Origin of the sequence: Alloactinosynnema sp. L-07 (assembly GCF_900070365.1) — a bacterium.
Classification (GTDB): domain Bacteria; phylum Actinomycetota; class Actinomycetes; order Mycobacteriales; family Pseudonocardiaceae; genus Actinokineospora.
In genome coordinates, this window is sequence record NZ_LN850107.1 from 3,250,982 (window position 1) to 3,275,574 (window position 24,593).

Annotated in this window: 21 protein-coding genes; 7 read left to right on the forward strand and 14 right to left on the reverse strand. The window is 70.8% G+C overall.

All coding sequences use genetic code 11. The annotated features are described in order from the left end of the window. Positions 1-145: 145 nt before the first annotated feature. The 4 genes from alaS to BN1701_RS14400 all read right to left on the reverse strand — a co-directional run bounded on the left by alaS (position 146) and on the right by BN1701_RS14400 (position 4,980). Positions 146-2,809 carry an alanine--tRNA ligase gene (alaS, locus tag BN1701_RS14385; RefSeq protein WP_054049137.1) on the reverse strand — a complete coding sequence of 888 codons (2,664 nt, stop codon included), beginning with the start codon at positions 2,807-2,809 and terminating at the stop codon, positions 146-148. 56 nt (positions 2,810-2,865) lie between these two features. Then, a complete protein-coding gene (locus BN1701_RS14390) occupies positions 2,866-3,141 on the reverse strand; it encodes a hypothetical protein (protein WP_054049139.1) in 276 nt (91 codons plus the stop codon). Beyond that, complete coding sequence (locus tag BN1701_RS14395; protein WP_054049141.1) at positions 3,138-3,554, reverse strand: DUF948 domain-containing protein; 417 nt, start codon at positions 3,552-3,554, stop codon at positions 3,138-3,140. The genes BN1701_RS14390 and BN1701_RS14395 overlap by 4 nt, the downstream gene beginning before the upstream one ends. A 79-nt stretch (positions 3,555-3,633) precedes the next feature. Continuing rightward, the gene (locus BN1701_RS14400) at positions 3,634-4,980 is read right to left on the reverse strand and encodes a replication-associated recombination protein A (protein ID WP_082859853.1); all 1,347 of its coding nucleotides are present in this window, start codon (positions 4,978-4,980) and stop codon (positions 3,634-3,636) included. A 34-nt stretch (positions 4,981-5,014) separates the two neighbouring features. Here BN1701_RS14400 and BN1701_RS14405 point away from each other — a divergent pair, with 34 nt between their 5' ends. Further along, complete coding sequence (locus BN1701_RS14405) at positions 5,015-5,635, forward strand: uridine kinase (RefSeq protein ID WP_231949601.1); 621 nt, start codon at positions 5,015-5,017, stop codon at positions 5,633-5,635. Here the strand turns inward: BN1701_RS14405 and BN1701_RS14410 are convergent. Further along, complete coding sequence (locus tag BN1701_RS14410) at positions 5,614-6,561, reverse strand: YafY family protein (RefSeq protein ID WP_054049146.1); 948 nt, start codon at positions 6,559-6,561, stop codon at positions 5,614-5,616. The genes BN1701_RS14405 and BN1701_RS14410 overlap by 22 nt on opposite strands. Positions 6,562-6,644: 83 nt before the next feature. On the opposite strand from BN1701_RS14410, the gene BN1701_RS14415 reads away from it, so the two are divergent. Beyond that, complete coding sequence (locus BN1701_RS14415; RefSeq protein ID WP_054049148.1) at positions 6,645-7,226, forward strand: TIGR03086 family metal-binding protein; 582 nt, start codon at positions 6,645-6,647, stop codon at positions 7,224-7,226. Between the two features lies 1 nt (position 7,227). On the opposite strand, the gene BN1701_RS14420 is transcribed toward BN1701_RS14415, so the two are convergent. From BN1701_RS14420 to aspS, 6 genes are all read right to left on the reverse strand, one after another. Then, the gene (locus tag BN1701_RS14420) at positions 7,228-8,277 is read right to left on the reverse strand and encodes a zinc-dependent alcohol dehydrogenase family protein (protein WP_054049150.1); all 1,050 of its coding nucleotides are present in this window, start codon (positions 8,275-8,277) and stop codon (positions 7,228-7,230) included. An 11-nt stretch (positions 8,278-8,288) separates the two neighbouring features. Further along, positions 8,289-9,392 carry an alanine--glyoxylate aminotransferase family protein gene (locus BN1701_RS14425; protein WP_054055860.1) on the reverse strand — a complete coding sequence of 368 codons (1,104 nt, stop codon included), beginning with the start codon at positions 9,390-9,392 and terminating at the stop codon, positions 8,289-8,291. Positions 9,393-9,402: 10 nt separating this feature from the next. After that, on the reverse strand, positions 9,403-10,239 hold the full coding sequence (locus tag BN1701_RS14430) for an SGNH/GDSL hydrolase family protein (protein ID WP_082859854.1): 837 nt from the start codon (positions 10,237-10,239) through the stop codon (positions 9,403-9,405). 222 nt (positions 10,240-10,461) lie between these two features. Next, a complete protein-coding gene (locus BN1701_RS14435; protein ID WP_054049152.1) occupies positions 10,462-11,676 on the reverse strand; it encodes a hypothetical protein in 1,215 nt (404 codons plus the stop codon). Positions 11,677-11,826: 150 nt separating this feature from the next. Continuing rightward, positions 11,827-12,768 carry a DUF389 domain-containing protein gene (locus BN1701_RS14440; protein ID WP_054049154.1) on the reverse strand — a complete coding sequence of 314 codons (942 nt, stop codon included), beginning with the start codon at positions 12,766-12,768 and terminating at the stop codon, positions 11,827-11,829. After that, the gene (gene aspS, locus BN1701_RS14445) at positions 12,769-14,559 is read right to left on the reverse strand and encodes an aspartate--tRNA ligase (protein ID WP_054049156.1); all 1,791 of its coding nucleotides are present in this window, start codon (positions 14,557-14,559) and stop codon (positions 12,769-12,771) included. Between the two features lie 351 nt (positions 14,560-14,910). Between aspS and BN1701_RS14450 the strand changes: the two genes are divergently transcribed. Then, the gene (locus tag BN1701_RS14450) at positions 14,911-15,897 is read left to right on the forward strand and encodes a hypothetical protein (protein ID WP_231949602.1); all 987 of its coding nucleotides are present in this window, start codon (positions 14,911-14,913) and stop codon (positions 15,895-15,897) included. Positions 15,898-15,939: 42 nt separating this feature from the next. Here the strand turns inward: BN1701_RS14450 and BN1701_RS14455 are convergent, their stop codons facing one another. After that, positions 15,940-16,581 (reverse strand): hypothetical protein, encoded by a 642-nt coding sequence (locus BN1701_RS14455; protein WP_054049159.1) that lies wholly within the window; start codon positions 16,579-16,581, stop codon positions 15,940-15,942. Between the two features lie 99 nt (positions 16,582-16,680). Then, a complete protein-coding gene (locus tag BN1701_RS14460; RefSeq protein ID WP_231949603.1) occupies positions 16,681-18,591 on the reverse strand; it encodes an intein-containing Rv2578c family radical SAM protein in 1,911 nt (636 codons plus the stop codon). Between the two features lie 223 nt (positions 18,592-18,814). Here BN1701_RS14460 and BN1701_RS14465 point away from each other — a divergent pair, with 223 nt between their 5' ends. The 4 genes from BN1701_RS14465 to BN1701_RS14480 all read left to right on the forward strand — a co-directional run bounded on the left by BN1701_RS14465 (position 18,815) and on the right by BN1701_RS14480 (position 23,954). Next, on the forward strand, positions 18,815-20,281 hold the full coding sequence (locus BN1701_RS14465) for a fatty acid desaturase (protein WP_054049163.1): 1,467 nt from the start codon (positions 18,815-18,817) through the stop codon (positions 20,279-20,281). 96 nt (positions 20,282-20,377) lie between these two features. Next, entirely contained in the window at positions 20,378-20,962 is a 585-nt protein-coding gene (locus BN1701_RS14470) for a TetR/AcrR family transcriptional regulator (protein WP_157367979.1), read from the forward strand. Between the two features lie 26 nt (positions 20,963-20,988). Further along, positions 20,989-22,206 (forward strand): YibE/F family protein, encoded by a 1,218-nt coding sequence (locus BN1701_RS14475; RefSeq protein ID WP_172803250.1) that lies wholly within the window; start codon positions 20,989-20,991, stop codon positions 22,204-22,206. A 2-nt stretch (positions 22,207-22,208) separates the two neighbouring features. After that, on the forward strand, positions 22,209-23,954 hold the full coding sequence (locus tag BN1701_RS14480; protein WP_054049169.1) for a gamma-glutamyltransferase family protein: 1,746 nt from the start codon (positions 22,209-22,211) through the stop codon (positions 23,952-23,954). On the opposite strand, the gene BN1701_RS14485 is transcribed toward BN1701_RS14480, so the two are convergent. After that, positions 23,951-24,592, reverse strand: coding sequence for a hypothetical protein (locus tag BN1701_RS14485; RefSeq protein ID WP_157367980.1), 642 nt, complete (start codon positions 24,590-24,592; stop codon positions 23,951-23,953). The two genes, BN1701_RS14480 and BN1701_RS14485, sit on opposite strands and share 4 nt — an antisense overlap. Position 24,593: the final 1 nt, after the last annotated feature.

Here is a 24,593-nt window from a genome sequence, read left to right on the forward strand (position 1 = left end):
GACCGGCTGGCCGCACCCGCGACACCGAGGCGACTGCCTGAGCGCCGCACGGGCCGGGTGGCCGCACCCGCGACGCCGAGGCGCAGGCCTGGGCGCGGCGGCAGTGGCCTGCCGTCGTGGGGTGGCGGGTGGGAGCCGGTGTCGGTCATGCGCCTGCCAGGGCCCGGTGGAGGGCGGTCACCGCCTCGGCGATGCCGTCGGGGTTGGCGCCGCCGCCCTGGGCCAGGTCGGGCTTGCCGCCGCCTCGGGCGTCGATGGCGGGCGCGAAGGCGGGGACGAGCTTGCCCGCGGCGAGGCCGTTCTCCCTGGCCGCGGCCGTGGTGGCCACCACGAAGGCGACCTTGCCCTCGACGGCCGAGAACAGCGCGACGACGCCCGGGCGGGAGCCCAGGCGGTTGCGCACCTCGCCGGCCAGGGTGCGCAGGTCGTTGCCGCCGACGCCGTCCGGGGCGCGGAGGGCGACCAGGGCGGTGCCATTGACGTCCTCGGCCTGGTCGGCCAGGGTGCCCGCCGACGACAGCAGCTGGCCCGCGCGCACCTTCTCCAGTTCCTTCTCGGCGCTGCGGAGACGTTCGATCAGGGCCTCGACGCGAGCGGGGACCTCGACGTTCGGCACCTTGAGCATCGCGGCGAGGTTCTGCACCAGGGCGCGTTCCTTGGCCAGGTAGCGCATGGCGTCCATGCCGACGTAGGCCTCCAGGCGCCTGCTGCCGGAGCCGACCGAGGACTCGCCGAGCAGGGTGATGGGGCCGATCTGCGACGAGTGCTCCACGTGGGTGCCACCGCACAGCTCGCGCGACCAGGCGCCACCGATCTCAATGACTCGGACCTCTTCGTCGTAGGTCTCGCCGAAGAGGGCGACCGCGCCGAGCTGCTGGGCGCCGCCCATGTCGGTGTAGACGACGCGGACCGGGAGGTCCTTGCGGACCGCGAGGTTCGACACCTCTTCGATCTCGCTCTTGGTCTCCTCCGACAGCGCGCCCGACCAGGCGAAGTCGAGGCGCAGGTAGCCGGGCTTGTTGTACGAGCCGCTCTGCAGCGCGGTCGGGCCGAGCACCTGGCGCAGTGCGGCGTGCACGACGTGGGTGCCCGAGTGGCCTTGGCGGGCGCCGACGCGCCACTCCGGGTCGACGGTGGCCTCGACGTGCTTGCCCTCGGTGATCTCGCCGCTGCGCACGCGCACCTGGTGGACCCACAGCTTGCGGGCCACCTTCTGCACGTCGAGCACCTCCAGCTCGACGCCCTCGGCGGAGATGGTGCCCGCGTCGCTCTCCTGGCCGCCGGACTCGGCGTACAGCGGGGTGCGGTCGAGCACGACCTCGATGATCTCGCCCTCGACGGCGGCGGGGACGCGCTTGCCGTCGCGGACCAGGCCGAGGACCTTGGCCTCGGTGGCCAGTTCGGCGTAGCCGGTGAACTCGGTGGCGCCGAGTGCGAGCAGGTCGCGGTAGACCGACTGGTCGCCGTAGCCGGTCTTGCGGGAAGCGGCGTCGGCCTTGGCGCGGGCGCGCTGCTGGGCCATCAGCTCGCGGAAGCCGTTCTCGTCGACCGACAGGCCCTTCTCGGCGGCCATCTCCAGGGTCAGGTCGATCGGGAATCCGTAGGTGTCATGCAGCTGGAACGCCGTGTCGCCGGGCACCATCGCGCGGCCGTCGGACTTGATCTTGTCCGCGGCCAGGTCGAAGATCTTCGAGCCGCTGGCCAGCGTCGACAGGAAGGTCTCTTCTTCCTTCTTCATGACCGACTCGATGCGCGCGAAGTCGTTGGCCAGCTCCGGGTACGACGGCGACATCGTGTCGCGCACGACCGCCGCGAACTCGCCGAGCACCGGCTCCTGCACGCCGAGCAGCCGCACCGAGCGCACGATGCGGCGCAGCAGGCGGCGCAGCACGTAGCCGCGGGCCTCATTGCCTGGGGTGACGCCGTCACCGATGATCATCATGCCGGAGCGGGCGTGGTCGGCGATGACGCGGAAGCGCACGTCGTCGACCGGGTTGCCCGCGCCGTAGCGGCGGCCGGACATCTCCTCGGCCTTGGTGATCACCGGGCGGACCAGGTCGGTCTCGTAGACGTTGTCGACGCCCTGGAGCAAGTAGGCGACGCGCTCGATGCCCATGCCGGTGTCGATGTTCTTGCGCGGCAGCGACCCGACCGGCGGGTGGCCCTTCTTCGGGCTCAGCTCGCCGCGCTCGTCCTGCATGAAGACGAGATTCCAGATCTCCAGGTAGCGGTCCTCGTCGGCGACCGGGCCGCCCTCGACGCCGTGCTCAGGACCGCGGTCGTAGTAGATCTCCGAGCAGGGACCGCCGGGGCCGGGCACCCCCATGTCCCAGTAGTTGTCCTCGCCGTCGCGGCGCTGGATGCGGTCCAGCGGCAGCCCGGCGATCTTCTGCCACAGCTCCAGGGCCTCGTCGTCGTCGTTGTAGACGGTGGCCCACAGGCGGTCGGGGTCGAAGCCGTAGCCGCCGTCGGCGACGCTGTTGGTCAGCAGCGTCCAGGCGTGCTCGATGGCCCCGGCCTTGAAGTAGTCGCCGAAGGAGAAGTTGCCCGCCATCTGGAAGAACGTGTTGTGCCGGGTGGTCTTGCCGACCTCATCGATGTCGCCGGTGCGCACGCACTTCTGCACGCTGGTGGCGCGCGGGTACGGGGCGTGGGCGTCGCCGAGGAAGTAAGGCCTGAACTGCACCATGCCCGCGTTGACGAACAGCAGGTTCGGGTCTTCCAGGATCAGCGACGCGCTGGCGACCTTGGTGTGCTCGTTGGCGGTGAAGTAGTCGGTGAAACGCTTGGAGATCTCGTGGGTCTGCACGGTCTTGTCCTCAATGGATCAAATGGAACGACGGCGGGCGGGGACGGCGAACGGGCTCAGCCGTTCGCCCTGCGCGCTCGCGCGTGCGGGCGGGCACCGGGGGTGATGCCGCTGCGCCGCTCGACGGTGTCGGTGAGTTCTTCCTCGCGCTCGACCATGCCCGCGCGCACGTCGGCGCCGAACGCCCCGATGGCGCCCGCCAGCTCACGCATGGCGTCGCTGACGTTGCCCGCGATCCCGGCGGGGGTGACGGCGTGGGCGGTGCGGGTGGCCTTGCGGGACAGGGCGACGCCGGTCGCGACGCCGACGCCGAGCCAGAAGATCCGCTTCACTTGCGCACTCCCTTGCGGGTGCGGCGGGCGGGCCGCGAGTGCTTGCCCTCGATCTCGCCCTTGGCCTTGCGCCGGGCCTTGAGCGCCTTGCTGACCCCGTAGGAGAACGCCGCGGCCTTGACCAGCGGGCCACCGAGCGTGGCGGTGAAGACCGAGGTCAGCGCGGAGACGTTGCCGGTGACGGCCTGCGCGTTGGCGGTGATGCCGTCGACCCGCTCAAGCTGGGTGTTGACGTGGGTGAGCGTGGTGTTCGCACCGTTGAACAACGGGTCGCTGTTCTCGTGCGCCTTGCGGATGGCGATGGTCGCCTCGTCGGCCATACGCCCGATCTTGAACGCCATGATGCCGAACAGCAGCACCAGCACCACCGCCGCGCCCGCCGCGACCGTGGCGATGATCTCTCCTGCTGTCACGAGCCCTCCCACGAAGATGTCCAGGTGATCCGCGTCAGGCTACCGCGCCCGCGTGTCCGGCTCAGGACAGGCACTCCGGTCAGTCGGCGCCGCGTATCACTCTGCGCAGCCGGGGGACGCGTTCGGCGAGCTGACGTTCGGCGCCGCGGTTGGTCGGTTCGTAGTAGTCGCGGCCGACCAGCGCGTCCGGGGCGTACTGCTGGGTGAGGACGCCGTCGGGGACGTTGTGCGGGTAGCGGTAGTCGGTGGCGTTGCCCAGTTGCTTGGCGCCTTGGTAGTGACCGTCGCGCAGATGGGCGGGTACCAGGCCTGCGCCGCCCGCGCGGACGTCGGCGAGGGCACTGTCCACAGCGGTGATGACCGCGTTGGACTTGGGCGCGGTGGCCAGGTGGATGGTCGCCTGGGCGAGGGCGAGCCTGGCCTCAGGCATGCCGATCAGCTGCACGGCCTGCGCGGCGGCGACAGCGGTCTGCAGCGCGGTCGGGTCGGCCATGCCGATGTCCTCGCTGGCGTGCACGACAAGCCTGCGGGCGATGAACCGCGCGTCCTCCCCCGCCTCGAACATCCGGGCGAGGTAGTGCAGCGCGGCGTCCACATCGGAGCCGCGGATGGACTTGATGAACGCGCTGATGACGTCGTAGTGCTGGTCGCCCTGGCGGTCGTAGCGCACGGCGGCCTTGTCGACGGTGGCCTCGACGGTGGCCAGGTCGATCGCGCCGTCGCTGGTTGCCATCGCGGAGTCGGCAGCGGCTTCGAGCGCGGTGAGCGCGCGGCGGGCGTCGCCGCTCGCGAGCCGGACTATGTGGTCCGCGGCGGCGGGCTCCAGGGTAACCGCGCCCGCGAGGCCGCGTTCGTCGGTGAGCGCGCGGTCGACCACGGCGCGCACGTCGGTGTCGGTGAGCGGTTGGAGTTGGAGCACCAGCGAGCGCGACAGCAGCGGCGACACCACGGAGAAGAACGGGTTCTCCGTGGTCGCGGCGACGAGCAGGACGATGCGGTCCTCGACGGCGCCGAGCAGCGCGTCCTGCTGGGTGCGGGAGAAGCGGTGGACCTCGTCGATGAACAACACGGTCGACTCGCCGGAGTGGGTCAGCCGCTTGCGGGCCTCATCGATGACCGCGCGCACTTCCTTGACGCCCGCGGAAAGCGCCGACAACGCGACGAACCGGCGGCCGATCGCGCTGGACACGAGCGTGGCCAACGTCGTCTTGCCGGTGCCGGGCGGGCCGTAGAGCAGGATCGAGGCGGGCGCGGCGCCCTCGACCAGGCGGCGCAGCGGGGCGCCGGGACCGAGCAGGTGGTCTTGGCCGACGACCTCGTCCAGGGTCGCGGGCCGCATCCGCACGGCCAGCGGCGCGTTCGCGTTCCGCCGCGGGGCGTCGGCGCGCGGCGCGCCGAACAGATCCAGGTCGAACTCCTGTTCCATGCGCCCGACGCTACCCGTGCGACAATCGCTTCCCGTGACCTCGTCCGCCGTACGCGCCAGAGTCGTGCTCCTCGCCGGTCCCTCCGGGTCGGGCAAGTCGACACTCGCGGCGCGGGCGGGCCTGCCGGTCCTGCGCCTCGACGACTTCTACCGCGAGGGCGACGACCCGCTACTCCCCCGCGACGCCACCGGTCGGGTGGACTGGGACCTGCCGACCTCGTGGCACGCCGCCGACGCGCTCGCGGCGGTCATCGAACTCGCGCGGACCGGCACGGTCCACGCGCCGCACTACGAGATCGGCGCCGACCGCAGGATCGGCGGCTACCAGCTGGACGTCGGCGCGGCGGCGGTGTTCGTGGCCGAGGGCCTGTTCGCCGACCAGATCGTCGCGGGCGCCCGCGACGCAGGGGTCCTGGCCGACGCCTTGGTGCTGACTCCCAGCGCCGGGCGCACGTTCACCCGCCGACTGGTCCGCGATGTCGCCGAGTCGCGCAAGGCCGTGCATGTGCTGGTTCGCCGGGGCATCAAACTCTGGCACGACCACGCGACTGTCGTCCGGCGGTGTGTTGCGACCGGGATGCGGCCGTGCACGCCCGCGCAGGCACTGCGCGTGCTCAGCGACCTCGCGGTCGCTCAGGGCAGCGCCGCCAAATAGCGCTCACCGAGAACGCGTAGGTGGCCGACCAGTTCGGGCGGGCCGTCGACGCGGAAGTCCATGCCGAGCATGCCGACGTAGATCGCGATCGTCTCCAGTGTGTCGGCGCCGGTGATCAGCACGCAGGTGGCCGCGTCGACTGATTCCACGACGCCGACGGTCGGGTTGATCCGCGCGATGACGACGTCGGCGGGCGCGAGCACGGTGATCCGGACGTGCACCTTCCAGCCGGTCGAGGCGATCTCGCGCAGGACGAAGCCGACCAGGTCGTCGTCTGGCGGACGCCGGGGCGCGAAGCGTCTGGTCCCCAACGCCGCGGCGTCGATTCGGGCGACCGGGATGGCACGCCAGCGGTGGGTGTCGAGGTCGTAGGCGACGAGATACCAGCGGCGCTGCCAGTTGATCAGGCGGTAGGGCTCCAACTCGGTCTGGGTTCGCAGCGTGGTGGTGTCGCGGATGGCGCCCGCGATGGTGTCGAGTAGGGCGGCCCCGACGGGGGCGTCCGGTTCGCGGGAGCCGGTGACGGCCGGTCCGATGGCGGTGGCCTTGCGCAGCGCGGTCACCTTGCGGCGCAAGCGTTTTGGCATGATCTGGTCGAGTTTGGCCAGTGCCCGCGCGGCGCTGTCGGCGACGTCGGCGATGCCGGTCGACCCGTCCTCCGCCAGTCCCACGGCCACCGCGACGGCGACCGCCTCGTCGTCGTCGAGCAGCAGTGGCGGCATGGTGGCGCCGCTGCCGAGCCGGTAGCCGCCGACCGCGCCGCGGGCGGCGTGGATGGGGTAGCCGAGTTCGCGCAGCCGCTGGATGTCGTTGCGCAGCGTCCGGTCGGTGACGTCGAGGCGTTCGGCCAGCTCACGGCCGGTACGCGCCCGCTGGTCCTGCAGCAGCGACAGCAGTCGGAGCAGCCGTCCCGCGGTCTCGGCCATGAAAGTCCTCCCATTAGGAACGAAAACAGCCTAATAGGGTCATAGGCTTTGAACTAACAGAAGGAACGAAGAAGGGCACCGACATGGCGAACAACACGACCCAGCAGCTCACCTGGCGCGCGGCGCTGGCGGCCTCCCACCAGGCGCTCGAGTCGGTGGTCGCGGCGGTCCGGGACGACCAGTGGGACGCGCCGACGCCGTGTTCGCAGTGGACGGTCACGCAGGTCGTGCAGCACGCCGCTGGCGACCAGCTCGCCTACGCGGCCACGCTCGGCGCGGGCGACGGCCCCGACTACGACCCGTTCGCCCCCTCCGGGACGATCGACGGCAGCCCGGAAGCCCTGGTCCGCGCCGCGATCGTGCGCACCGCCGACGCGTGGGCCCGCCACACCGCCGACACCGCCGCGACCCCCCTGCCCCAGGGCGAGCTGCCGGTCACCATCGCCGCGGGCGCCTGCGCGCTCGACGCGGCCGTGCACGCGTGGGACATCGCGACCGCCACCGGGCAGCCCTCCCCGCTGACCGAGGACCTGTCGGCGTTCCTGCTGGCCGTCGCCCAGGAGATCGTCGAGCCGCTGCGTCAGTGGGGCGCCTACGCCGAAGCGGGCGCCACAACCGAAGAGGACACGACGACCGTGCGCCTGCTGCGCTACCTGGGCCGGTAGGTCACGGCCGCAGCAGCGGCTTGATCACCTCGCGGGCGTCCATCGCGGCATAGGCGCCCGCGACCTCGGCCAACGGATACTCGGCGTCGAAGACCAACCCCGGGTTGATCTTGCCGGACAGCACGTCGGCGAGCAGTTCCTCGATGTACGCGCGGACCGGGGCCACTCCCCCGGCGACGCCGATGTTGCTTCTGAATATCTGCGACACGGGGAGTTCCGGTCCGCCCGCGGGGACGCCGACATAGCCGACCCGGCCGCCGGGGCGGGTCGAGTCGAGCGACTGCTGCATGGACTCCTTGGTGCCGACGCACTCCAGCACCGCGTCCGCGCCGATGCCGCCAAGCAGATCCTTGACCCGGGCGGCGCCTTCGTCGCCGCGTTCGGTGACGATGTCGGTGGCGCCGAACCGCCGGGCGACGCGCTGGCGGGCGTCGTGGCGGGACATGACGATGATCCGCTCGGCGCCGAGCCGGGAAGCCGCCAGCGTCGCGCACAGGCCGACCGCGCCGTCGCCGACGACCGCGACTGTGCTACCCGGGCCGACCCCGGCGGCGCGGGCGGCGTGGTGGCCGGTGCCCATCACGTCCGACAGCGACAGCAGGCTCGGGATCATGGCGGCGTCGGGCACCTCGGCCGTGGCGACCAGGGTTCCGTCGGCGAACGGGGCCACGACGTACTCGGCCTGGGCGCCGTCGATGGCCTCGCCGTCGGCCGACGTGCCGCCCCAGTAGCCGCCGCGCACGCACGAGGTGTGGACGCCATTGCGGCAGTGCACGCAGTCGCCGTCGCTGACCGCGAACGGGGCGATGACGAAATCGCCTGCCTTGACCGTCCGAACCTCGGCGCCGACCTCCTCGACGATCCCGACGAACTCGTGCCCGATGCGCCGGGGCCGCTCGGTCGGGGCGATCCCCCGGTACGGCCACAAATCCGACCCGCACACGCAGGCCGCCACGACGCGCACCACCGCGTCGGTCGGGTGGCGCAGGCGCGGGTCGGCGACGTCGGTGAGCCGGACGTCCTTGGCACCGTGGAGCACTGTCGCGCGCATGAGGGTTCTCCTTATCGGCCGAGCACCCTCGCCAGGGCGCTCAGGACGAGTTCGACGCGGTCGAGCCGGGCGTTGTGCCCCATGAGCCCGATCCGCCACACGCTAGTGGCGAACGCGCCCGCACCCGCGCCTATTTCGATGTTGTACTCGTTGAGGAGGATCGACCGGACCTTGGCCGAGTCGACGCCGTCGGGCACGCGGACCGTCGTGAGTTCCGGGAGCCGGTGGCCCTCGGCGGCGAACAGGTCAAGGCCCAGGTCGACCAGGCCATCCTGGAGTCGCTGCCCGACCGCCCGGTGCCGCTCCCAGACCGCGTCGAGCCCTTCGTCGAGCACCCGGCCGAGCGCGGCGTGCAGCGAGGCGATCATGGCCACTGGGGCGGTGTGGTGGTAGGTCCGGCCGCCTGAACCAGCTGTGGTGTTGACATAGGCGCCGATGAGGTTCAGGTCGAGATACCAGGTCGGCGGGTGTTCGGTGCGCCGCTCCCACGCGCGCGGGGACACGGTGAACGGCGCGAGACCTGGCGCGACACCGAGACACTTCTGGGAGCCGGAGTAGGCGATGTCCACGCCCCAGGCGTCGATCTCGACCACGATCCCGGCGAGCGAGGTGACACAGTCGGCGAGGACCAGCGCGTGGTCGTCGCGGGCGTGCACGGCCTCGGCGAGCGCGGCGATGTCGCTGCGCACCCCGGTGGACGTCTCGGCGTGCACCGCGCCGACCAGCTTCGGCGCCGGGTGCGCGGCGAGCATCCGCTCGACGTCGATGGGCTGCCCCCACTCGTGGTCGACCCGCACGACCTCGGCCCCATACCGACCCGCGACGTCGACCATCCGCTCGCCGAACAGCCCGTTGACGCCGACGACGACGGTGTCACCGGGCCGGACGAAGTTGGCGAACGCGGCCTCCATGCCGATCGAGCCGGTGCCGGACAGCGGGAGCGTACGGGCGTTCTCCGTGGCCCACACCGTCCGCAGCCGCGCGCAGGTCTCGTCGAGCACCCGCAGGAACTCGGGATCGAGGTGACCGAGCAGCGGGGCGGCCAGCGCGGCGGTGGCCTCCGGATACGGGTTCGATGGGCCGGGGCCGAGCAGGACGCGATCAACCAGTGCCATGCCCAGCACCCTACGGATGGACCACGGCCTCCGCCGGAACCGGGGCGGGGACGGCTGCGGGCGCCTGCCGATCACCGTCGAACATGGACCGGATGATGATGCCGATGGCATAGGGCACCAGGTCGCGCCCCCGCCGCCACAGCCACGGAATCCCCTTGATGATCAGCCACGCGATGTGCTCGGCCTTGTTGGCGGGCCTGCCGCCCTCGCACACCATGCTCACCGGGTTCGGCACCGCGCAGCCGGTCCCCGCGAGCAGGTCGGCGAAGCCGGTGGCGAGCATCCGGTGGCCCAGCTCCGACGGGTGCAGGCGGTCGACGGCCCACGAACTGGTCTCGTAGGCGCCGGGCAGCCGGTCGAGGTCGAGACATGGTGCCCCGGTCGCGGCGACGACGTCATCGATGACCTGGTTGAGCCGGGTGATCCTGGCCTGCAGCGCGCGCCGCAGCGGACCGGGGATGCGGAAGACCCGGGCGTGGTCGTGGTAGCGGGCCAGGAGCACCACCGCGCCCTGTGCGTTGAGCGTGGTGACAATGTGCATCAGGTCGGCCTGGATCTGGTCGGGGTCGAAGTCGGACCGAAGAGTGTCGTTCATCCCCGCGATCAGGATCACCGCGTCCGGCCGCGCGAGCAGCGCGGGGGCGAGCTGCCGCTCCCGCACACACCCGATCCGGGCGCCGGTGAAGGAGAAGTTGTCGATCTCGGCGTCGAGCGCGTTCGCCAGCAGTGGACCCACCCCGCGCCAGCCACCCCTGGCCAGCGGATCCCCCACACCGAATGTCGTCGAATCCCCAAGCACGGCGAGCCGCGTCGCCGTCCAGGCCGAGGTATACGCCACCGCTGTCACGGGCTAAACGATCGAGCCCGCCAGCGCCGATCGGGTGAGATCAGGGTGTCCGTCGAGGGACACGTCAGCGAAGAATCGGTGCCAGGGGACGCGCGTCAAGATCGACAGGAACACCAGGTGGAGCACTGACGAACGCGGACCCACGAAGGTGTCATTGGAACGCCGGGGTACAGGCCACGGGACTGGGAGCCGAATTCGCGTTCCTTGGCCGTGACTCCAGTGTCATTGGAACGCCGGGTACAGGGCCAGCGATCGCGATCCGAACTCGCGTTTCATGGCCGCGACTACGGCGTCGGCGTGTTCGGCCACCACCTCGACCTTGGCGCGTCGGGCGGCTTTGGCCAGGTCCGCCCAGCGGGCGACCAGTACGTCGCTCTGGTGGGGTGTGTCCACCGCGCCGCCGGAGCCAAGTTGTTCGATGTCGGGGACGGTCAGGTACTGCCAGGTGGTCAGCCACACCCAGAACACCTGGGCGTCCAGCAGGCGCGGCAGCAGGACCGCGTCGTCGTCCAGGTCGGCCCACATGACGCGGACCTCGGCTCGCCAAGCCGCGAGCATCGCGTCGGTCATACCGGGGGGCAGGCCGTAGGCGCACCAGCAGGAGGGGAACGGCACGGTCAGGTAAGCGGCGTCGAACATGATGTTTCGGACGCAGCCGCCCTCGAAGTCGAGGAACCGGACGCCGCGGCTGGTGATCAGGTTGTTGTCCGGGCACGAGTCCGACGGGCTGAACGCGCGGTGTCGGGTCGCGTCGAGCATGGCCAGGGTCGACTGGGCGTGGTCGGCGGCGTCGGTCGAGGTGGCGACGCCGAACTCGGCGGCCAGCAGCGCGGGCAGGGCGGCGACCGCGGTGGGGCCGTGTTCGGACAGTGGGTCCTTGGCGCTGGGTGGGCTCAGCCGACGCAGCAGTGCGTCGAAGTCGGCCTCACGGCCCGCGGTGGTGGCGTGCAGGCGGCCCAGCGAGCGGGCCCAGGACAGCAGCGCGCCCTCGGCGGCGCGGGCGTCGGAGCCGTGCAGCTTGCCCGCCAGGGTGGGCGCGCGGCCCAAGTCCTCCATCACCAGCAGGCGGGAGTCGCTGTCGTGGGCGAACAGCTCAGGGCACATCCGGTCTTCGGCGGTGAGCGCGGTGAACAGCTGGTAGCTGACCGCCTCGCGGATCCAGCTGTCGTGCGGGGTGGTGCTCTCGGGGCGGATGTAGCGCTTGACCGCGAGCGTGCGCGGTAAAGAGAACGGGCTGGACGCGACCTTCACCCGCAGGACGATCGAGCGGTCGCTCCCGCCGAGGTCTTCCGGTTCACCGAGCTGGATGCGCGCCCCGAACCGCTTGCTCAGCACCGACTCCGCCGCGACAACGGTGGCCAAGACCTCCGGCCGCGGATCCGATGGCTGCGCGGTCGTGCCTGCCTCCGGTGGGTCGGCGGTGATCTCCACACTCATCTCCTCTGACCCTACTCCCGATCGTAGGTCCCCGACCCAGGGCTTGGTTGTCCCCGAGACCGTAGTGGTACCGCGGAGCCCGCGGGAGGGGCCTGTCAAGAAATAACGGTGTACCCGGAATGGAGGTGTTGTACTCCCAATCCGTGAAACTCACCCGAGAGAAAGTGGCCGGGGGGCGTCGTCGGTGGCCGCCCTCTTGTTACGCAGCAGAAGCACGAGGGCCGCGGCCACCACGATGCCGACCAGATTGACGAGCAGCTGACCGGCCGACTCCAGCACCCGCTGCCATTCGCCGAGGATGGCGGCGACGGCGATATAGCCCGCCGCGGGCACGGTGGTGACCGAGATGAACACGCCGACGAGCGCCGCGGACTTGGCCGACGTCATCGACAGCATCCCGGCCGCGCCCGCCAGGACGGCGACGATCAGCGACCACGGGCCGACCTGGTAGACGAAGTCGACGTTGTGATTGCCGAGTATCACACTGGCGTCGAACAGCCCGGCCAGCGAGCCCAGCCAGGTGCCGCCCGCGGTGATCGCGATGGCGATAAGGAAGCCGAGACCCAGTGCCACCGACGCCCGCTTCACCAGATCGAAGCGGCGCCGGACCAGGCCGACCGCGACCGCGGCCAGCGGACCGAACTCCGGGCCGACGACCATCGCGCCCACGATCGTGACCGGCGAGTCGGTGATGACGCCGACCGCGGCGAGCAGGCACGCGATGGTGAGGAAGGCCAGGTAGGTGGCGTTGAGCCGGGACTCCTCGCCGGTGCGGGCGACCAGTTCCTCCCACACCACCGCGTCGGCGGCGTCTCCTGGCGCGCGGTCCTCGGCGAGGTCGGCGGCGTCGGACAGCGCGGTGTCGATCTGTTCGAGGGTGATGCCGCCGCTGTGGTCGATGCCCATCGCGCACAGCCCGGCGAGGATCTCGTCGGTCGCCTCCCGGGCGACGTCGGCCTCGACCACGTCGCCCGCGGGCTGCACGGCCGCGCCGGGGAAGTGGACCAAGTGGGTCGCGCCGACGTGCTCACGCAGCAGCGTGAGCACGTCGGCGGTCGACTCCGGAGGGCTGACGATCCGCAGATGGAGCATTTACGCGCTCGGCTCGGCCTTCGCGGCGGGCTTGGCGTCGACCCCCGCCTCCTTGCGCTGCTCCGGGGTGATCGGCGCGGGTGCGCTGGTCAGCGGGTCGAACCCGCCGCCGGACTTCGGGAAGGCGATGACCTCGCGGATCGACGGCTCACCGGCCAGCAGGCCGACGATGCGGTCCCAGCCGTAGGCGATGCCGCCGTGCGGCGGCGGGCCGTAGGCGAAGGCGTCGAGCAGGAACCCGAACTTCTCCTGCGCGTCCTCCTCGCCGATGCCCATCAGCTTGAAGACGCGCTTCTGCACGTCCTTGTTGTGGATACGGATCGACCCGCCGCCGATCTCGTTGCCGTTGCAGACCATGTCGTAGGCGTAGGCCAGCGCGTTGCCCGGGTCCTCCTCGAAGCGGTCGATCCACTCCGGGTTGGGCGAGGTGAACGCGTGGTGCACCGCGGTCCACTGGCCGGAGCCGACCGCCACGTCACCCGCGTTGACCGCGGCGGACGCCTCCTCGAACAGCGGGGCGTCGACGACCCACACGAACGACCAGGCCGACTCGTCGATCAGGCCGCAGCGCTTGCCGATTTCCAGGCGGGCGGCGCCGAGCAACGCGCGCGCCTCGGACTTGGTGCCCGCGCCGAAGAAGATGCAGTCGCCCGGCTCGGCGCCTGCTGCCTTGGCCAGGCCCTCGCGCTCGGCGTCGGACAGGTTCTTGGCGACCGGGCCGCCGAGGGTGCCGTCCTCGTTGACCAGCACATATCCGAGTCCACGGGCGCCGCGCTGCTTGGCCCACTCCTGCCACGCGTCGAGCTGCTTGCGCGGCTGGCCCGCTCCGCCCGGCATGACCACGCAGCCGACGTAGGGCGCCTGGAACACGCGGAACGGGGTGTCGGCGAAGAACTCGGTCAGCTCGGTGAGCTCGAGGTCGAAACGCAGGTCCGGCTTGTCGCTGCCGTAGCGCGCCATCGCCTCCAGGTACGGGATGCGCTGGATGGGCTTGGGGATCTCGTAGTCCGCCAGCTCCTTCCACAGCGCGCTGATGATGCGCTCGCCGAGGGCGATGACGTCGTCCTGCTCGACGAAGGACATCTCGATGTCGAGCTGGGTGAACTCGGGCTGCCGGTCGGCGCGGAAGTCTTCGTCGCGGTAGCAGCGGGCGATCTGGTAGTACCGCTCCAGGCCGCCGACCATGAGCAGCTGCTTGAACAGCTGTGGCGACTGCGGCAGGGCGTACCAGGAGCCGGGCGCCAGCCGGGCCGGGACCAGGAAGTCGCGCGCGCCCTCGGGGGTGGACTTGGTCAGCGTCGGGGTCTCGACCTCGACGAAGCGTTCGTCGTGCAGCACGGTGCGGGCGATCCGGTTGGCCTCGCTGCGCATCCGCATCGCCTTGGCCGGGCCGCTGCGGCGCAGGTCGAGGTAGCGGTGACGCAGGCGGATCTCCTCGCCGACGGTGATGTGGTCGTCCAGCGGGAAGGGCAGCGGGGCGGACTCGCTGAGCACCTGGAGCTCGGTGACCAGGACCTCGATGGCGCCGGTCGGGATCTCCGGGTTCTCGTTGCCATCGGGGCGCGCGGCGACCTCGCCGACGACCTTGACGCAGAACTCGGCGCGCAGCCGGTGGGCGCGCTCGGCCATCTCACCCTCGCGGAAGACGACCTGGGCAACGCCGGAGGCGTCGCGCAGATCGATGAAGATCACGCCGCCGTGATCGCGCCTGCGGGCCACCCAGCCGGTAAGGGTGATGGTCTGCCCAGCGTGCTCGGCGCGGAGGGTTCCGGCCTCGTGCGTGCGGATCACGGGTGCGGTGCTCCTGTCCAGATCTTGGGACGCCGTCATGGCGAGTCATGGACCAGACGGCAGGTGTACGGGTCAGGCTAGCCAATGGCCCACGGCTTCTGTCGACCAGGTTTCCACCTGCGACTTGACTGCCTTAGCACAGTGTGTGACGCGATGGCCGACGACCATCGGAGTCAGCCATCCGTGTCAAGAGTTTGGACCATTCGGGTGCATAGTAATAGGTCCCTACGGGCTATCTAGTCACTGAAGGCAGCGAATTGGTTACCCACGAATTAACATTGGCGCTACCCAATGGGTCGTCCAAGACGTACTGTGACCACCAGGGCGTAAGGGGTAACCCAGGGAGTGAACATGGGTAGCGGTATCACCCGCGAGCCAGTTCGTGAACTTCACCAGAACGGGAGTGTCCGCCATGCGATGACGGCCGAGCCGGACTCCATGGCGGCGGACGCGTTTCCGACCGCGCTGAGAGCAGCCATTCAGGCCAGCGGCCTGAGCCTGGACCGCATTCAGTACCGGTTAAGGGCGCGCGGGGTCTCGATCAGCGTGACGGCACTGAGCTATTGGCAATCGGGAAGACGCAGGCCGGAGCGTGCCGAGTCATTGGCGGCGCTCGGGCACCTGGAGGACGTCCTGTGTGTCCCGACGGGGTCGCTGATCGCACTGCTCGGCCCGCCGCGGCCGCGCGGCCGGGTCAACCGTGAGTCCTCACGGTTGACGGTGGAGGCACTGTGGGGCAACAGCGAGCCCGTCTCGCAGTTGCTCAAGCGCATCGACTTCACCACCGACGCGGCCATGACCAAGCTCAGCCAGCACGACCGGATGGTCATCGCCGCCGACCGCGGCGAGAAGTCCATCCACATCCGCCAGGTCTTCCGCGCCGAGCACGATGGCGCGGACCGGACGGTGATGGTGTACGACCTGGAACGTCCGGGTCGCCCGTTCCCGACCATCGTGGCTGGGGAGAACTGCACGCTGGGCCGCTCCGCGCACGACGCGGGTGCGGGTCTGGTGGCCGCGGAGTTCCTGCTCGCCCAGCCGCTGAGCCGGGGCGAGACGGCCATCGTGGACTACGAACTGCGCCACCCCGGCCCGCCGTACTCGCGCGGCGACGACAGCTACTGCCGAAAGTTCACCACGCCGGTGCGCGAGTTCGTCCTCGAACTGCGCTTCGACCCGCTGGCACTGCCCGCGTATCTGGAGCAGTACACAGTGGACGGTGAGGAGCAGATGACCAACCGGCGCAAGCTGGAGATCTCGCCGGATGGCAAGGCGCACACGGTGGCACTGGACTTCGGTCCGGGAATCCTGTGCGTGCGCTGGGAATGGCCTAGCTAGTGGTTTCGACTGAGCGGGTCGAGGGGATTCCCCTCGACCCGCTCAGTCTTTCCAGCGGTTCACCGCCAGGGTGAAGACCGCCGCGCCCGCCCGGCCGCGGGCGTCCGTCGCCGTGATCGTCACCGGGTACCGGCCCGGCGGGGTGTCCGGTGCGGTGAAGATCCAGACGATCGCCTGCCCGCCCTCATAGACCACCGTGGGGCTGAACGTCGCCCGCGCGCCGGGCGGTTCGCCGCGGATGCCGAGCCGGACCGCCCCGCCACCGGTGACGGTCACTCTGGTCTGGGCGAGGAACCCGGCTTGGGCGGTCTCGATCGTCGGGTTGAGCCACACCCTTGCCGCACCTGCCTGGTCTTCGCGGGGATCGACGGTCAGCGAGAAGTAGCCACTGGCGATCTCGCCCGCGGGGTTGGTCGCGGTGACTGTGACCGGGTGGATTCCCCTGAAGGCGCGGTCCGCGCACGCCAGCGACAACCGTGTCACCCCGCCCGCGGTCAGCAACGGCTGGTCGAAGCGGGCGGCGACACCGGACGGCAGGCCGGACACCGACATCGCCACCGACTGCGGCCGCGCGCCGCAGCGGGTGCGGACCACCACGGTGGCGTCGTTGTCGGCGCCCAAGCGCACCGACAGCGGCTCGGCGGACACGGCGAAGTCGCCCGAGCGGACACGGGACTCGAACACGGATCTCCTCACACGGAAGAGATCACCTTCACGGGCGCGCGACCGCCAAACAATCCGTATTTCGACAGGTATGGGTACGGATTCCGGCCAATTCGGCGTTTAGAGCAATGTCAACTGGTCCTGCGCAACGGGCACATCCGGTGCGCCGTGGGGAAGGCTGCCGCGCGGCCATCGTGGTTCGGGAATGTCGGGCCCGGCGAATCCGTGTCTGCGCAACAAGGGCCCGACCCGGGTGCCCAACGCGCGTCGGTAGCGGATGTCGGCGTTGGTTCCGGTGCCGTAGATCCGGCGATAGAGCGGGACCAGCGCGGGGTGGTCGCGCGCGAGCCAGGCGGCGAACCACTCCCTCGCGCCTGGTCTCAGGTGCAAGGGCAGCACTGTCACCCCGGTCGCGCCCGCCCGGGCGATCTGGGCGAGCAGCGCGTCGAGTTGTTCGCGGGAGTCGGTGAGGCCGGGCAGGACCGGGGCGACCATGACCGCGCAGGGCAGGCCCGCCTCCCTGGCCCGGCGGACCAGTTCCAGCCGCGCCTGCGGGCTGGCCGTGCCCGGCTCCAGGCGGCGCTGGACATCGCGGTCGAGCAGGGCGATGGAGACGCCCAGCCCGACGGGGACGTCCGCGCTGACCGAGGTGAGCAGCGGCAGGTCGCGGAACAGGACCGTGCCCTTGGTCAGGATGGAGAACGGGGTGCCGGAGTCGGCCAGCGCGCGGATGATGCCCGGCATCAGCTGGTAGCGGCCCTCGGCGCGCTGGTATGGGTCGGTGTTGGTGCCCATCGCGACGTGTTCGCGGGTCCAGCTCTTCGCGCGCAGCTGGCGGGCGAGGACCTCCGGGGCGTTGACCTTGACCACGATCTGGCTGTCGAAGTCGTGGCCCGCGTCGAGATCCAGGTAGGTGTGGGTATTGCGGGCGAAGCAGTTGTGGCTCACCACGCCGTTGGCGATGAAGTCGCCGGTGCCGGTGGTGATGTCGAACAGCGGCAGCGACAGGCCCAACGGGCGGATCTCCAGCACGCCCAGCCGCGCCGCCGACTTGATCGCCGCGTCGGTGATCGTGCGCTTGGCGGTGACGGCGGGACCCACCGTGTGGAACAGCCGCAGGTGTTCGGCCAGGCCACCGTCGACGCGCACGCAGCACCGCCCGCCGGGGACCCTCCGTTCCTCCACCGCTGACTGGAAGCCGAAGCGCGCCAAGGCTTCCAGGACCGCCGTGGCCGTGCGCTCGCTCAGGTTGGCGAAGCGGACGATGCGGTGGGCGTAGCCGCCGTCGGTGTCGAACACGCCCGCGAGCAAGCCTTTGCGCCACTCGTCGGTTGGCGTGTCCGGCCACTCGACCGGCAGGCTCAGGCCGAGGTCGTCGAGCAGATAGGCCGAGACCCTGGCCTGGACCTGCTCGGCGGGCGCGGCGCCACCGTCGCCCCTGGCGACGCCGCACAGATAGCCCCGGCGGTACTCGGCGGTGTCCTTGGGCGGCGGGGCGAACTTTCCCGTGCCCATCAGCTTGTTGCCGACGGTGAGGTGTGGCCTGCGGTCCGGGCCCGCCACCGCCCCGGTGACGTGTTTCCAGCCGCGCTCGGTGAGGAAGCGGTGGTCGCCGCTGGCGATGAGGACGGTGCCGTCCTCGAGCGTGACGCGGTAGGCGGGTTTGACGGTGGACCAATGGTCACGCACCTCCGTCGTCACGTAGTGCCGGTAGCTGCCGCGACGCTCGGTGCCGTAGACCCGGTCGCCGACGCGCAGCGCGGAGATCGGCTTGGTGGTGCCGTCCGCCATGAGGATCGGAGTGTCGCCGTGCAGGCAGTAGCTGCACGCGTGGGAGCAGCCCCGATACGGGTTGACCGTCCAGCCGAACGGCAGCGACGAGCCGCCCGCCACCTTGTTGAGCACGGACTTGGCGAGCACCTCGTGAAAGACCATGCCCGAGAACTCCGGGGTACGTACGCTGCGCACCAGTCCGGGCAGACCAGGCAGTGCCTGCTCACCACCCGCCGCCAACTGCCCGTCCCATCGCACGACACCAGTCGAACACATGTTCGAACCGGTGTCAACGAACGGAGACGGCCTCTACGCCGACGCGTGCGCGCCCACCACGAGCACCGACTCCGGCGGGCGGTCCGCGCGTGCGACGCGGCGATCCGAAGCGAATTCACCTTCGCCCTTTACAAAAGTCTCCCTCTTGTCAAACGCTGTTTACAAACCTTATGGTTTTGTCAACGACAGCCGGGAGGCGAGGACCATGTCGACGGAGACGTCAGGAACCATCCCGCGGGGCTCCACCGAGGCGTGGCGGGACGGCAAGCGCTACCTGTGGCTGATCGGCCTGGTGGTGCCCTCGCTGGCCTTCGTGGCGATCGGCCTGTACTTCGCCACCGACTGGGCCATCTGGCTGTGGCTGGGCCCCGTGGTGATCCTGGGCGTCGTCCCCGCCATCGACCTGATCGCGGGCCTCGACCGGACCAACCCGCCCGACGACATGCTCGAGACGCTGGAGAACGACAAGTACTACCGCTGGATCACCTACGCGTTCCTGCCGATCCAGTACGCGGGCTTCATCGCCGCGTTCTGGATGATCGGCACGACGGAGATGTCGACGTTCGCCAAGATCGGCCTGGCGATCTCGATCGGCTGTATCGGCGGCATCGGGATCAACACCGCGCACGAGCTGGGCCACAAGAAGGAGAGCCACGAGCGCTGGCTGTCCAAGGTGGCGCTGGCCCAGAGCTTCTACGGCCACTTCTACATCGAGCACAACCGCGGCCACCACGTCCGCGTCGCCACCCCGGAGGACCCGGCCAGCAGCCGGGTGGGCGAGAACTTCTACCAGTTCTGGCCGCGCACCGTCATCGGCTCGCTCAAGAGCGCGTGGCGGCTGGAGGAGAAGCGCTACGCCCGCCGCGACCAGCACCCGTTCCGGATCGGCAACGACGTCCTCAACGCCTGGCTGATGTCGGCGGTGCTGTGGACCGGCATGACCATCGCGTTCGGCGTCGAGATCCTGCCGTACCTGGTGATCCAGGCCGTTGTCGGCTTCTCGCTGCTCGAGGTCGTCAACTACATGGAGCACTACGGCATGCTGCGCCAGAAGGTCGGCGACCCCGACAAGCGCCGCTACCAGCGGGTGCAGCCCAGCCACAGCTGGAACTCCAACAACATCGCCACCAACGTGCTGCTCTACCACCTGCAGCGGCACAGCGACCACCACGCCAACCCGACCCGCCGCTACCAGACGCTGCGCGACTTCGAGGAGTCGCCGGTGCTGCCGACCGGGTACGCGGGCATGATCGTGCTGGCGCTGATCCCACCGCTGTGGCGCCGGGTGATGGACTACCGCGTGCTGTCGCACTTCGACGGCGACATGAGCCGGGCCAACATCTCCCCGCGCAAGCGGGCCAGGATCCTGGCCGAGTACGACGCCCCCGCCCACCGCGCCGAGCCCGCCGACCCGCGCGTCTCCCGGGTGACCGAGGTGGCCGCCTGCCACGCGGGCGAGTGCCCCGGCTGCGGCTACGTCTACGACGAGACGGTGGGCGACCCACGCGAAGGCTTCCCGGCCGGGACGCCGTGGAGCACGGTCCCGGACACCTGGTCCTGTCCCGACTGCGGCGTGCGCGACAAAGTGGACTTTTTGCCTTTGGCGGCCCCTTTGGCGCCCCCTTCGGGGACGCGCGCTTGGCCGCCTCAAGGTGACGTTTCGGGCACGTGAACACGCCAGACTTCGTCGGCGCGTTCACGCACCCGAAACGTCACCGCGGCCAAGCGGGTGGGAGTGGCGTGATTACAGCTATCTAAGGTGGCAGTCATGACGGCGGTCGGTTCGGACGAGGTGGGCCCGCACCGGCAGCGCATCATCGCCGCGGCGGCTGAGCTGACCGTGACGTCGGGGTGGGCGTCGGTGACGATGTCGCGGCTGGCCGAGATCGTCGGGGTGAGCCGCCAGACCGTCTACAACGAGATCGGCTCCAAGCCCGCCCTCGCCGAGGCCATGGTGCTCGACGAGCTGGCCCGGTTCCTCGCGGTGGTCGACAAGGCGTTCGAACACCATCCCGGCGACCTCATCCCCGCGATCACCGAGGCCGTGCGCGGCGCGCTGGAGCTGGCCCAGGGCAACACCTTGCTGCACGCCGTCGTCTCGGCCACCCACGGTGCCGACACCGAACTGCTGCCGCTGCTGACCACCCACGCCGGGTCGCTGCTGAGCACCGCGAAGGCCGTGGTGGCCGACCGGCTGCGGCCATTCGACCTGGCGCTCGATGAACACGAACTCGAAGTGGTGATCGACATGGTCGTGCGGCTCGTCCTCAGCCACGTCATGCAGCCCTCGGCGACACCAGCGCAGACCGCCGACGACATCGCGTGGATCGCCGGGCGAGTCCTGGCCGGGTGACGGCGCGCGGTCCATAGGATTGCGCGGTGGATGACTGGGACACGCAGCCGATCCCGCGGGTCCCGGCCGCCGCGGAACCTTCCCCTGGATCAGGGCACGGACATGGGCACGGCCACGGGCCCGCCACCCCGGTCTCCGCGCGGGTGCGCAAGCTGCTCATCGCCCTGGTGGCGCCGTTCGCGCTCGCCGCGGTCGCGGGGGTCGCGCTGCTCTTCCCCACCGGCGACGGTCCGGCCGACGTAGGCCAACAGCCCGTCCTCGGGTCCGTCACCGCCGCGCAGGCCGGTCCCTGCGGTGAGGGCGGCGACGACAAGCAGTGCCTGATCGTCACCGTGCTGATGTCCGACGGGAAGGCCGCGGGCAGCGACATCCGCACCACCGTCCCCGTGGAGCCCAGCACCCCGCGCTTCGCCGTCGGCGACGACGTGGTGCTCGCCTACAGCGGCGGCGACCCGCTCAGCGGCGGCTCCTACCAGCTCGTGGACTTCCAGCGGGGCGTGCCGCTGGCGGTGCTGGCCGCGCTGTTCGCCGCCGCGGTGCTGGCGCTGGGCCGCTGGCAGGGCCTCAAGGCGCTCGTGTCGCTCGGCGCGACGTTCGCGGTGCTGCTGCTGTTCATCCTCCCGGCCATCCTGCGCGGGGAGAACCCGTTGCTCGTGGCCGTCGCGGGCGCGGGCGTGATCATGTTCGTGGTGCTCTATCTGACCCATGGGCTGTCCGCGCGGACGACGACCGCGGTCCTGGGCACGATGGTCAGCCTGGCGCTCATCGGAGTACTCAGCGCGGCGTTCGCGGCGGCGGCCAAGCTGACCGGACTGGACGAGGAGACCGCGAACCTCGTCGGTTCGCTCGGCACCCCGATCGACACCCGCGGCCTGCTGCTCGCGGGCATCGTCATCGGCGCGCTCGGTGTCCTCGACGACGTCACGATCACCCAGACGAGCGCGGTCTGGGAACTGCGCGCGGCGAATCCGGCGCTGGGCTTCCGCGAGCTCTACGCCGCGGGCGGGCGCATCGGCCGCGACCACGTGTCGTCGGCGGTGAACACGCTGGTCATGGCCTACGCGGGCGCCGCGCTGCCGGTGTTGCTCTACTCGTCGATCTCGGGGGTCGGCCTGGGCACGATCCTGGGCTCGCAGTCGATCGCCCAGGAAATCGTGCGGACACTGGTCGGCAGCATCGGGCTGGTCGCCGCCGTCCCCGTCACCACCGCGATCGCCGCCTGGGTGGCGATCCACGAGGAGTAGAGATGCGCTTCACCACTCGCCCGGAGCTGGTCGGCACGTTCGGGATGGTGTCCTCGACGCACTGGCTGGCCTCGGCTGCGGGGATGGCGGTGCTGGAGGACGGCGGCAACGCATTCGACGCGGCCGTCGCCACCGGATTCGTGCTGCAGGTGGTCGAACCGCACCTGAACGGCCCTGGCGGCGAGGTGCCCGCGCTGTTCACCACGGCCGCCGACCCGACCCCGCGCGTGCTCTGCGGCCAAGGCGTCGCGCCCGCCGCCGCGAGCGTCCAGCGCTACCGCGACCTCGGGCTCGACCTGGTCCCGGGCACCGGCCTGCTCGCCGCGACCGTGCCGGGCTCGTGGGACGCGTGGCTCCTGCTGCTGCGCGACCACGGCACGAAGGAACTGCCCGACGTGCTCCGGTACGCGATCTCCTACGCCCGCGACGGGTTCCCCCTGGTGCCGAACATCCGCGCGGTCATCGACCAGGTGCGGGAGCTGTTCACCGACCACTGGCCGACCTCCGCGCACTGGCTCGGCGTGACCGGCGACCGTCATGCCAACCCTGTCCTCGCGGGCACCTGGGAGCGGCTGCTGAGCGAGGCGGTGGGGCCGACCAGGGAGGCGCGCATCGATGCCGCCCGAGCCGCGTGGTCGCAGGGTTTCGTGGCCGAGGCGATCGACGCGTTCTGCCGCACGGCGGTCCGCGACAGCTCGGGCCGTGCGCACGCGGGCCTGCTGACCGGCCAGGACCTGGCGGGGTGGTCGGCGACCTACGAGGACGCGGTCTCGATCGACCAGGGCGAGTGGACCGTGGCGAAGTGCGGCCCGTGGACCCAAGGACCTGTTCTCCTGCAACAGCTCCGCCTGCTCGACGGGTTCGATCTGTCCTATGTGGATGGAATACCCACGGCGGCGACCGTCCACACTGTCCTGGAATGCGCCAAGCTCGCGTTCGCCGACCGGGAGGCCTGGTACGGCGACACCGAGGTCCCACTGGACGGCCTGCTCGCACCGGCCTACGCCGATGAACGGCGAGCGCTGGTCGGCGACAGGGCGTCGTTTGAGCTGCGTCCAGGATCGCCCGGCGGCCGCGTCCCCCGGCTGCCAGAGCCGCCCGCCCCGCGCGAGGTGCTCCGGTCGGTCGAGGTCGGCGAGCACGTCATCAGCCGCGACGGCCGGACCAGGGGCGACACCGTGCACGTCGACGTCGTTGACCGGCACGGCAACATGATCTCCGCGACCCCGTCGGGCGGCTGGCTGCAGTCGTCGCCGACCATCCCGGCACTCGGGTTCTGTCTGAACTCCCGCGCCGAGATGTTCTGGCTGACCGAGGGGCTGCCCAACTCGCTGGCGGGCGGCAAACGGCCGCGGATCACGCTCACCCCGACCCTGGCACTGCGCGACGGCGAACCCGCGTTGGCGTTCGGCACCCCGGGCGGGGACGGCCAGGACCAGTGGCAGCTGTGCTTCTGGCTGGCCCACATGCTGGGCGGGCTGAACCTGCAGGCCGCGATCGACGCGCCGACTTGGCATTCCACGGCGTTCCCCAGCTCGTTCTATCCACGCGCGTCCAACCCGGGCGAGGCGTATGTCGAGTCACGCGTCGGGGCGACGGCATTGGACGACCTGAGGCGGCGCGGACACCTGGTGGTCGACGCGGGCCCGTGGTCGCTGGGGCGGATGTGCGCGGTCGGCCGGGATCGGGGGCTGCTGCGGGCAGCGGCGAACCCACGCGGAATGCAGGGGTACGCCGTGGGCCGTTAGGGGAGGTTGGCGACGAACTTCGTCACGGCCTCGGCCTTGAGCCGCTGCGCGAGCTTGCCCGACGGAGCCACGGACGCCAACTGGAACAGCGGCCGGTCCGGCGCCGCCTCGCCTCTGGCCTCGGCCCGCAGTTGAGCGACGAGCAGCTGGGAGAACACCAGGCCCGCGGTGTTCGAACTGCCCGCCAGCGCGTCGGCGAGCTTCCGCAGCGCGAGGATGCCCAGCTCACGGCCGCCGGTGCCGGAGTAGACCGCCAAGGACAGGTTGATCGTCTTGCGCTTCTCGGCGACGAGCAGGCCGACGGTGCGGACTCCGCGCACGTCGGTGACGATCAGCTCCAGACGGTCGGCGGCGTGGAGGTCGACGCTCTTGCTGCCGATCGTCCTGGCGACCACGCGATGGCCGGCCAGCCAGATCTTGCGGCGGGCCGTGGCCCAGGTCAGCAGGCCGAGGACCCCGGCGACCACGGCGGCGGTGATCAGACCAGGGATCCGGCCGCCGATGAGGCCGACGACACCGCCGACCGCGGCGCCGAGGATCACGGAGATCGCGGCCGCGGCGCAGCCTCGGCGGCGGGAGGTGTCGGCCAGGGTGAGCGGGAGGCGCTCCGGCTCGGGGGTGGCGATCGGCTCGGTCATG

What these genes read in the sequence shown, in the direction of transcription:
- BN1701_RS14400 (WP_082859853.1), bottom strand. Translation starts at nt 4,980, where the DNA reads ATGGAACAGGAGTTCGACCTGGATCTGTTCGGCGCGCCGCGCGCCGAC.
- BN1701_RS14410 (WP_054049146.1), bottom strand. Translation starts at nt 6,561, where the DNA reads ATGGCCGAGACCGCGGGACGGCTGCTCCGACTGCTGTCGCTGCTGCAG.
- BN1701_RS14415 (WP_054049148.1), top strand. Translation starts at nt 6,645, where the DNA reads ATGGCGAACAACACGACCCAGCAGCTCACCTGGCGCGCGGCGCTGGCG.
- BN1701_RS14420 (WP_054049150.1), bottom strand. Translation starts at nt 8,277, where the DNA reads ATGCGCGCGACAGTGCTCCACGGTGCCAAGGACGTCCGGCTCACCGAC.
- BN1701_RS14425 (WP_054055860.1), bottom strand. Translation starts at nt 9,392, where the DNA reads ATGGCACTGGTTGATCGCGTCCTGCTCGGCCCCGGCCCATCGAACCCG.
- BN1701_RS14435 (WP_054049152.1), bottom strand. Translation starts at nt 11,676, where the DNA reads ATGAGTGTGGAGATCACCGCCGACCCACCGGAGGCAGGCACGACCGCG.
- BN1701_RS14440 (WP_054049154.1), bottom strand. Translation starts at nt 12,768, where the DNA reads ATGCTCCATCTGCGGATCGTCAGCCCTCCGGAGTCGACCGCCGACGTG.
- BN1701_RS14450 (WP_231949602.1), top strand. Translation starts at nt 14,911, where the DNA reads ATGGGTAGCGGTATCACCCGCGAGCCAGTTCGTGAACTTCACCAGAAC.
- BN1701_RS14465 (WP_054049163.1), top strand. Translation starts at nt 18,815, where the DNA reads ATGTCGACGGAGACGTCAGGAACCATCCCGCGGGGCTCCACCGAGGCG.
- BN1701_RS14470 (WP_157367979.1), top strand. Translation starts at nt 20,378, where the DNA reads ATGACGGCGGTCGGTTCGGACGAGGTGGGCCCGCACCGGCAGCGCATC.
- BN1701_RS14480 (WP_054049169.1), top strand. Translation starts at nt 22,209, where the DNA reads ATGCGCTTCACCACTCGCCCGGAGCTGGTCGGCACGTTCGGGATGGTG.
- BN1701_RS14485 (WP_157367980.1), bottom strand. Translation starts at nt 24,592, where the DNA reads ATGACCGAGCCGATCGCCACCCCCGAGCCGGAGCGCCTCCCGCTCACC.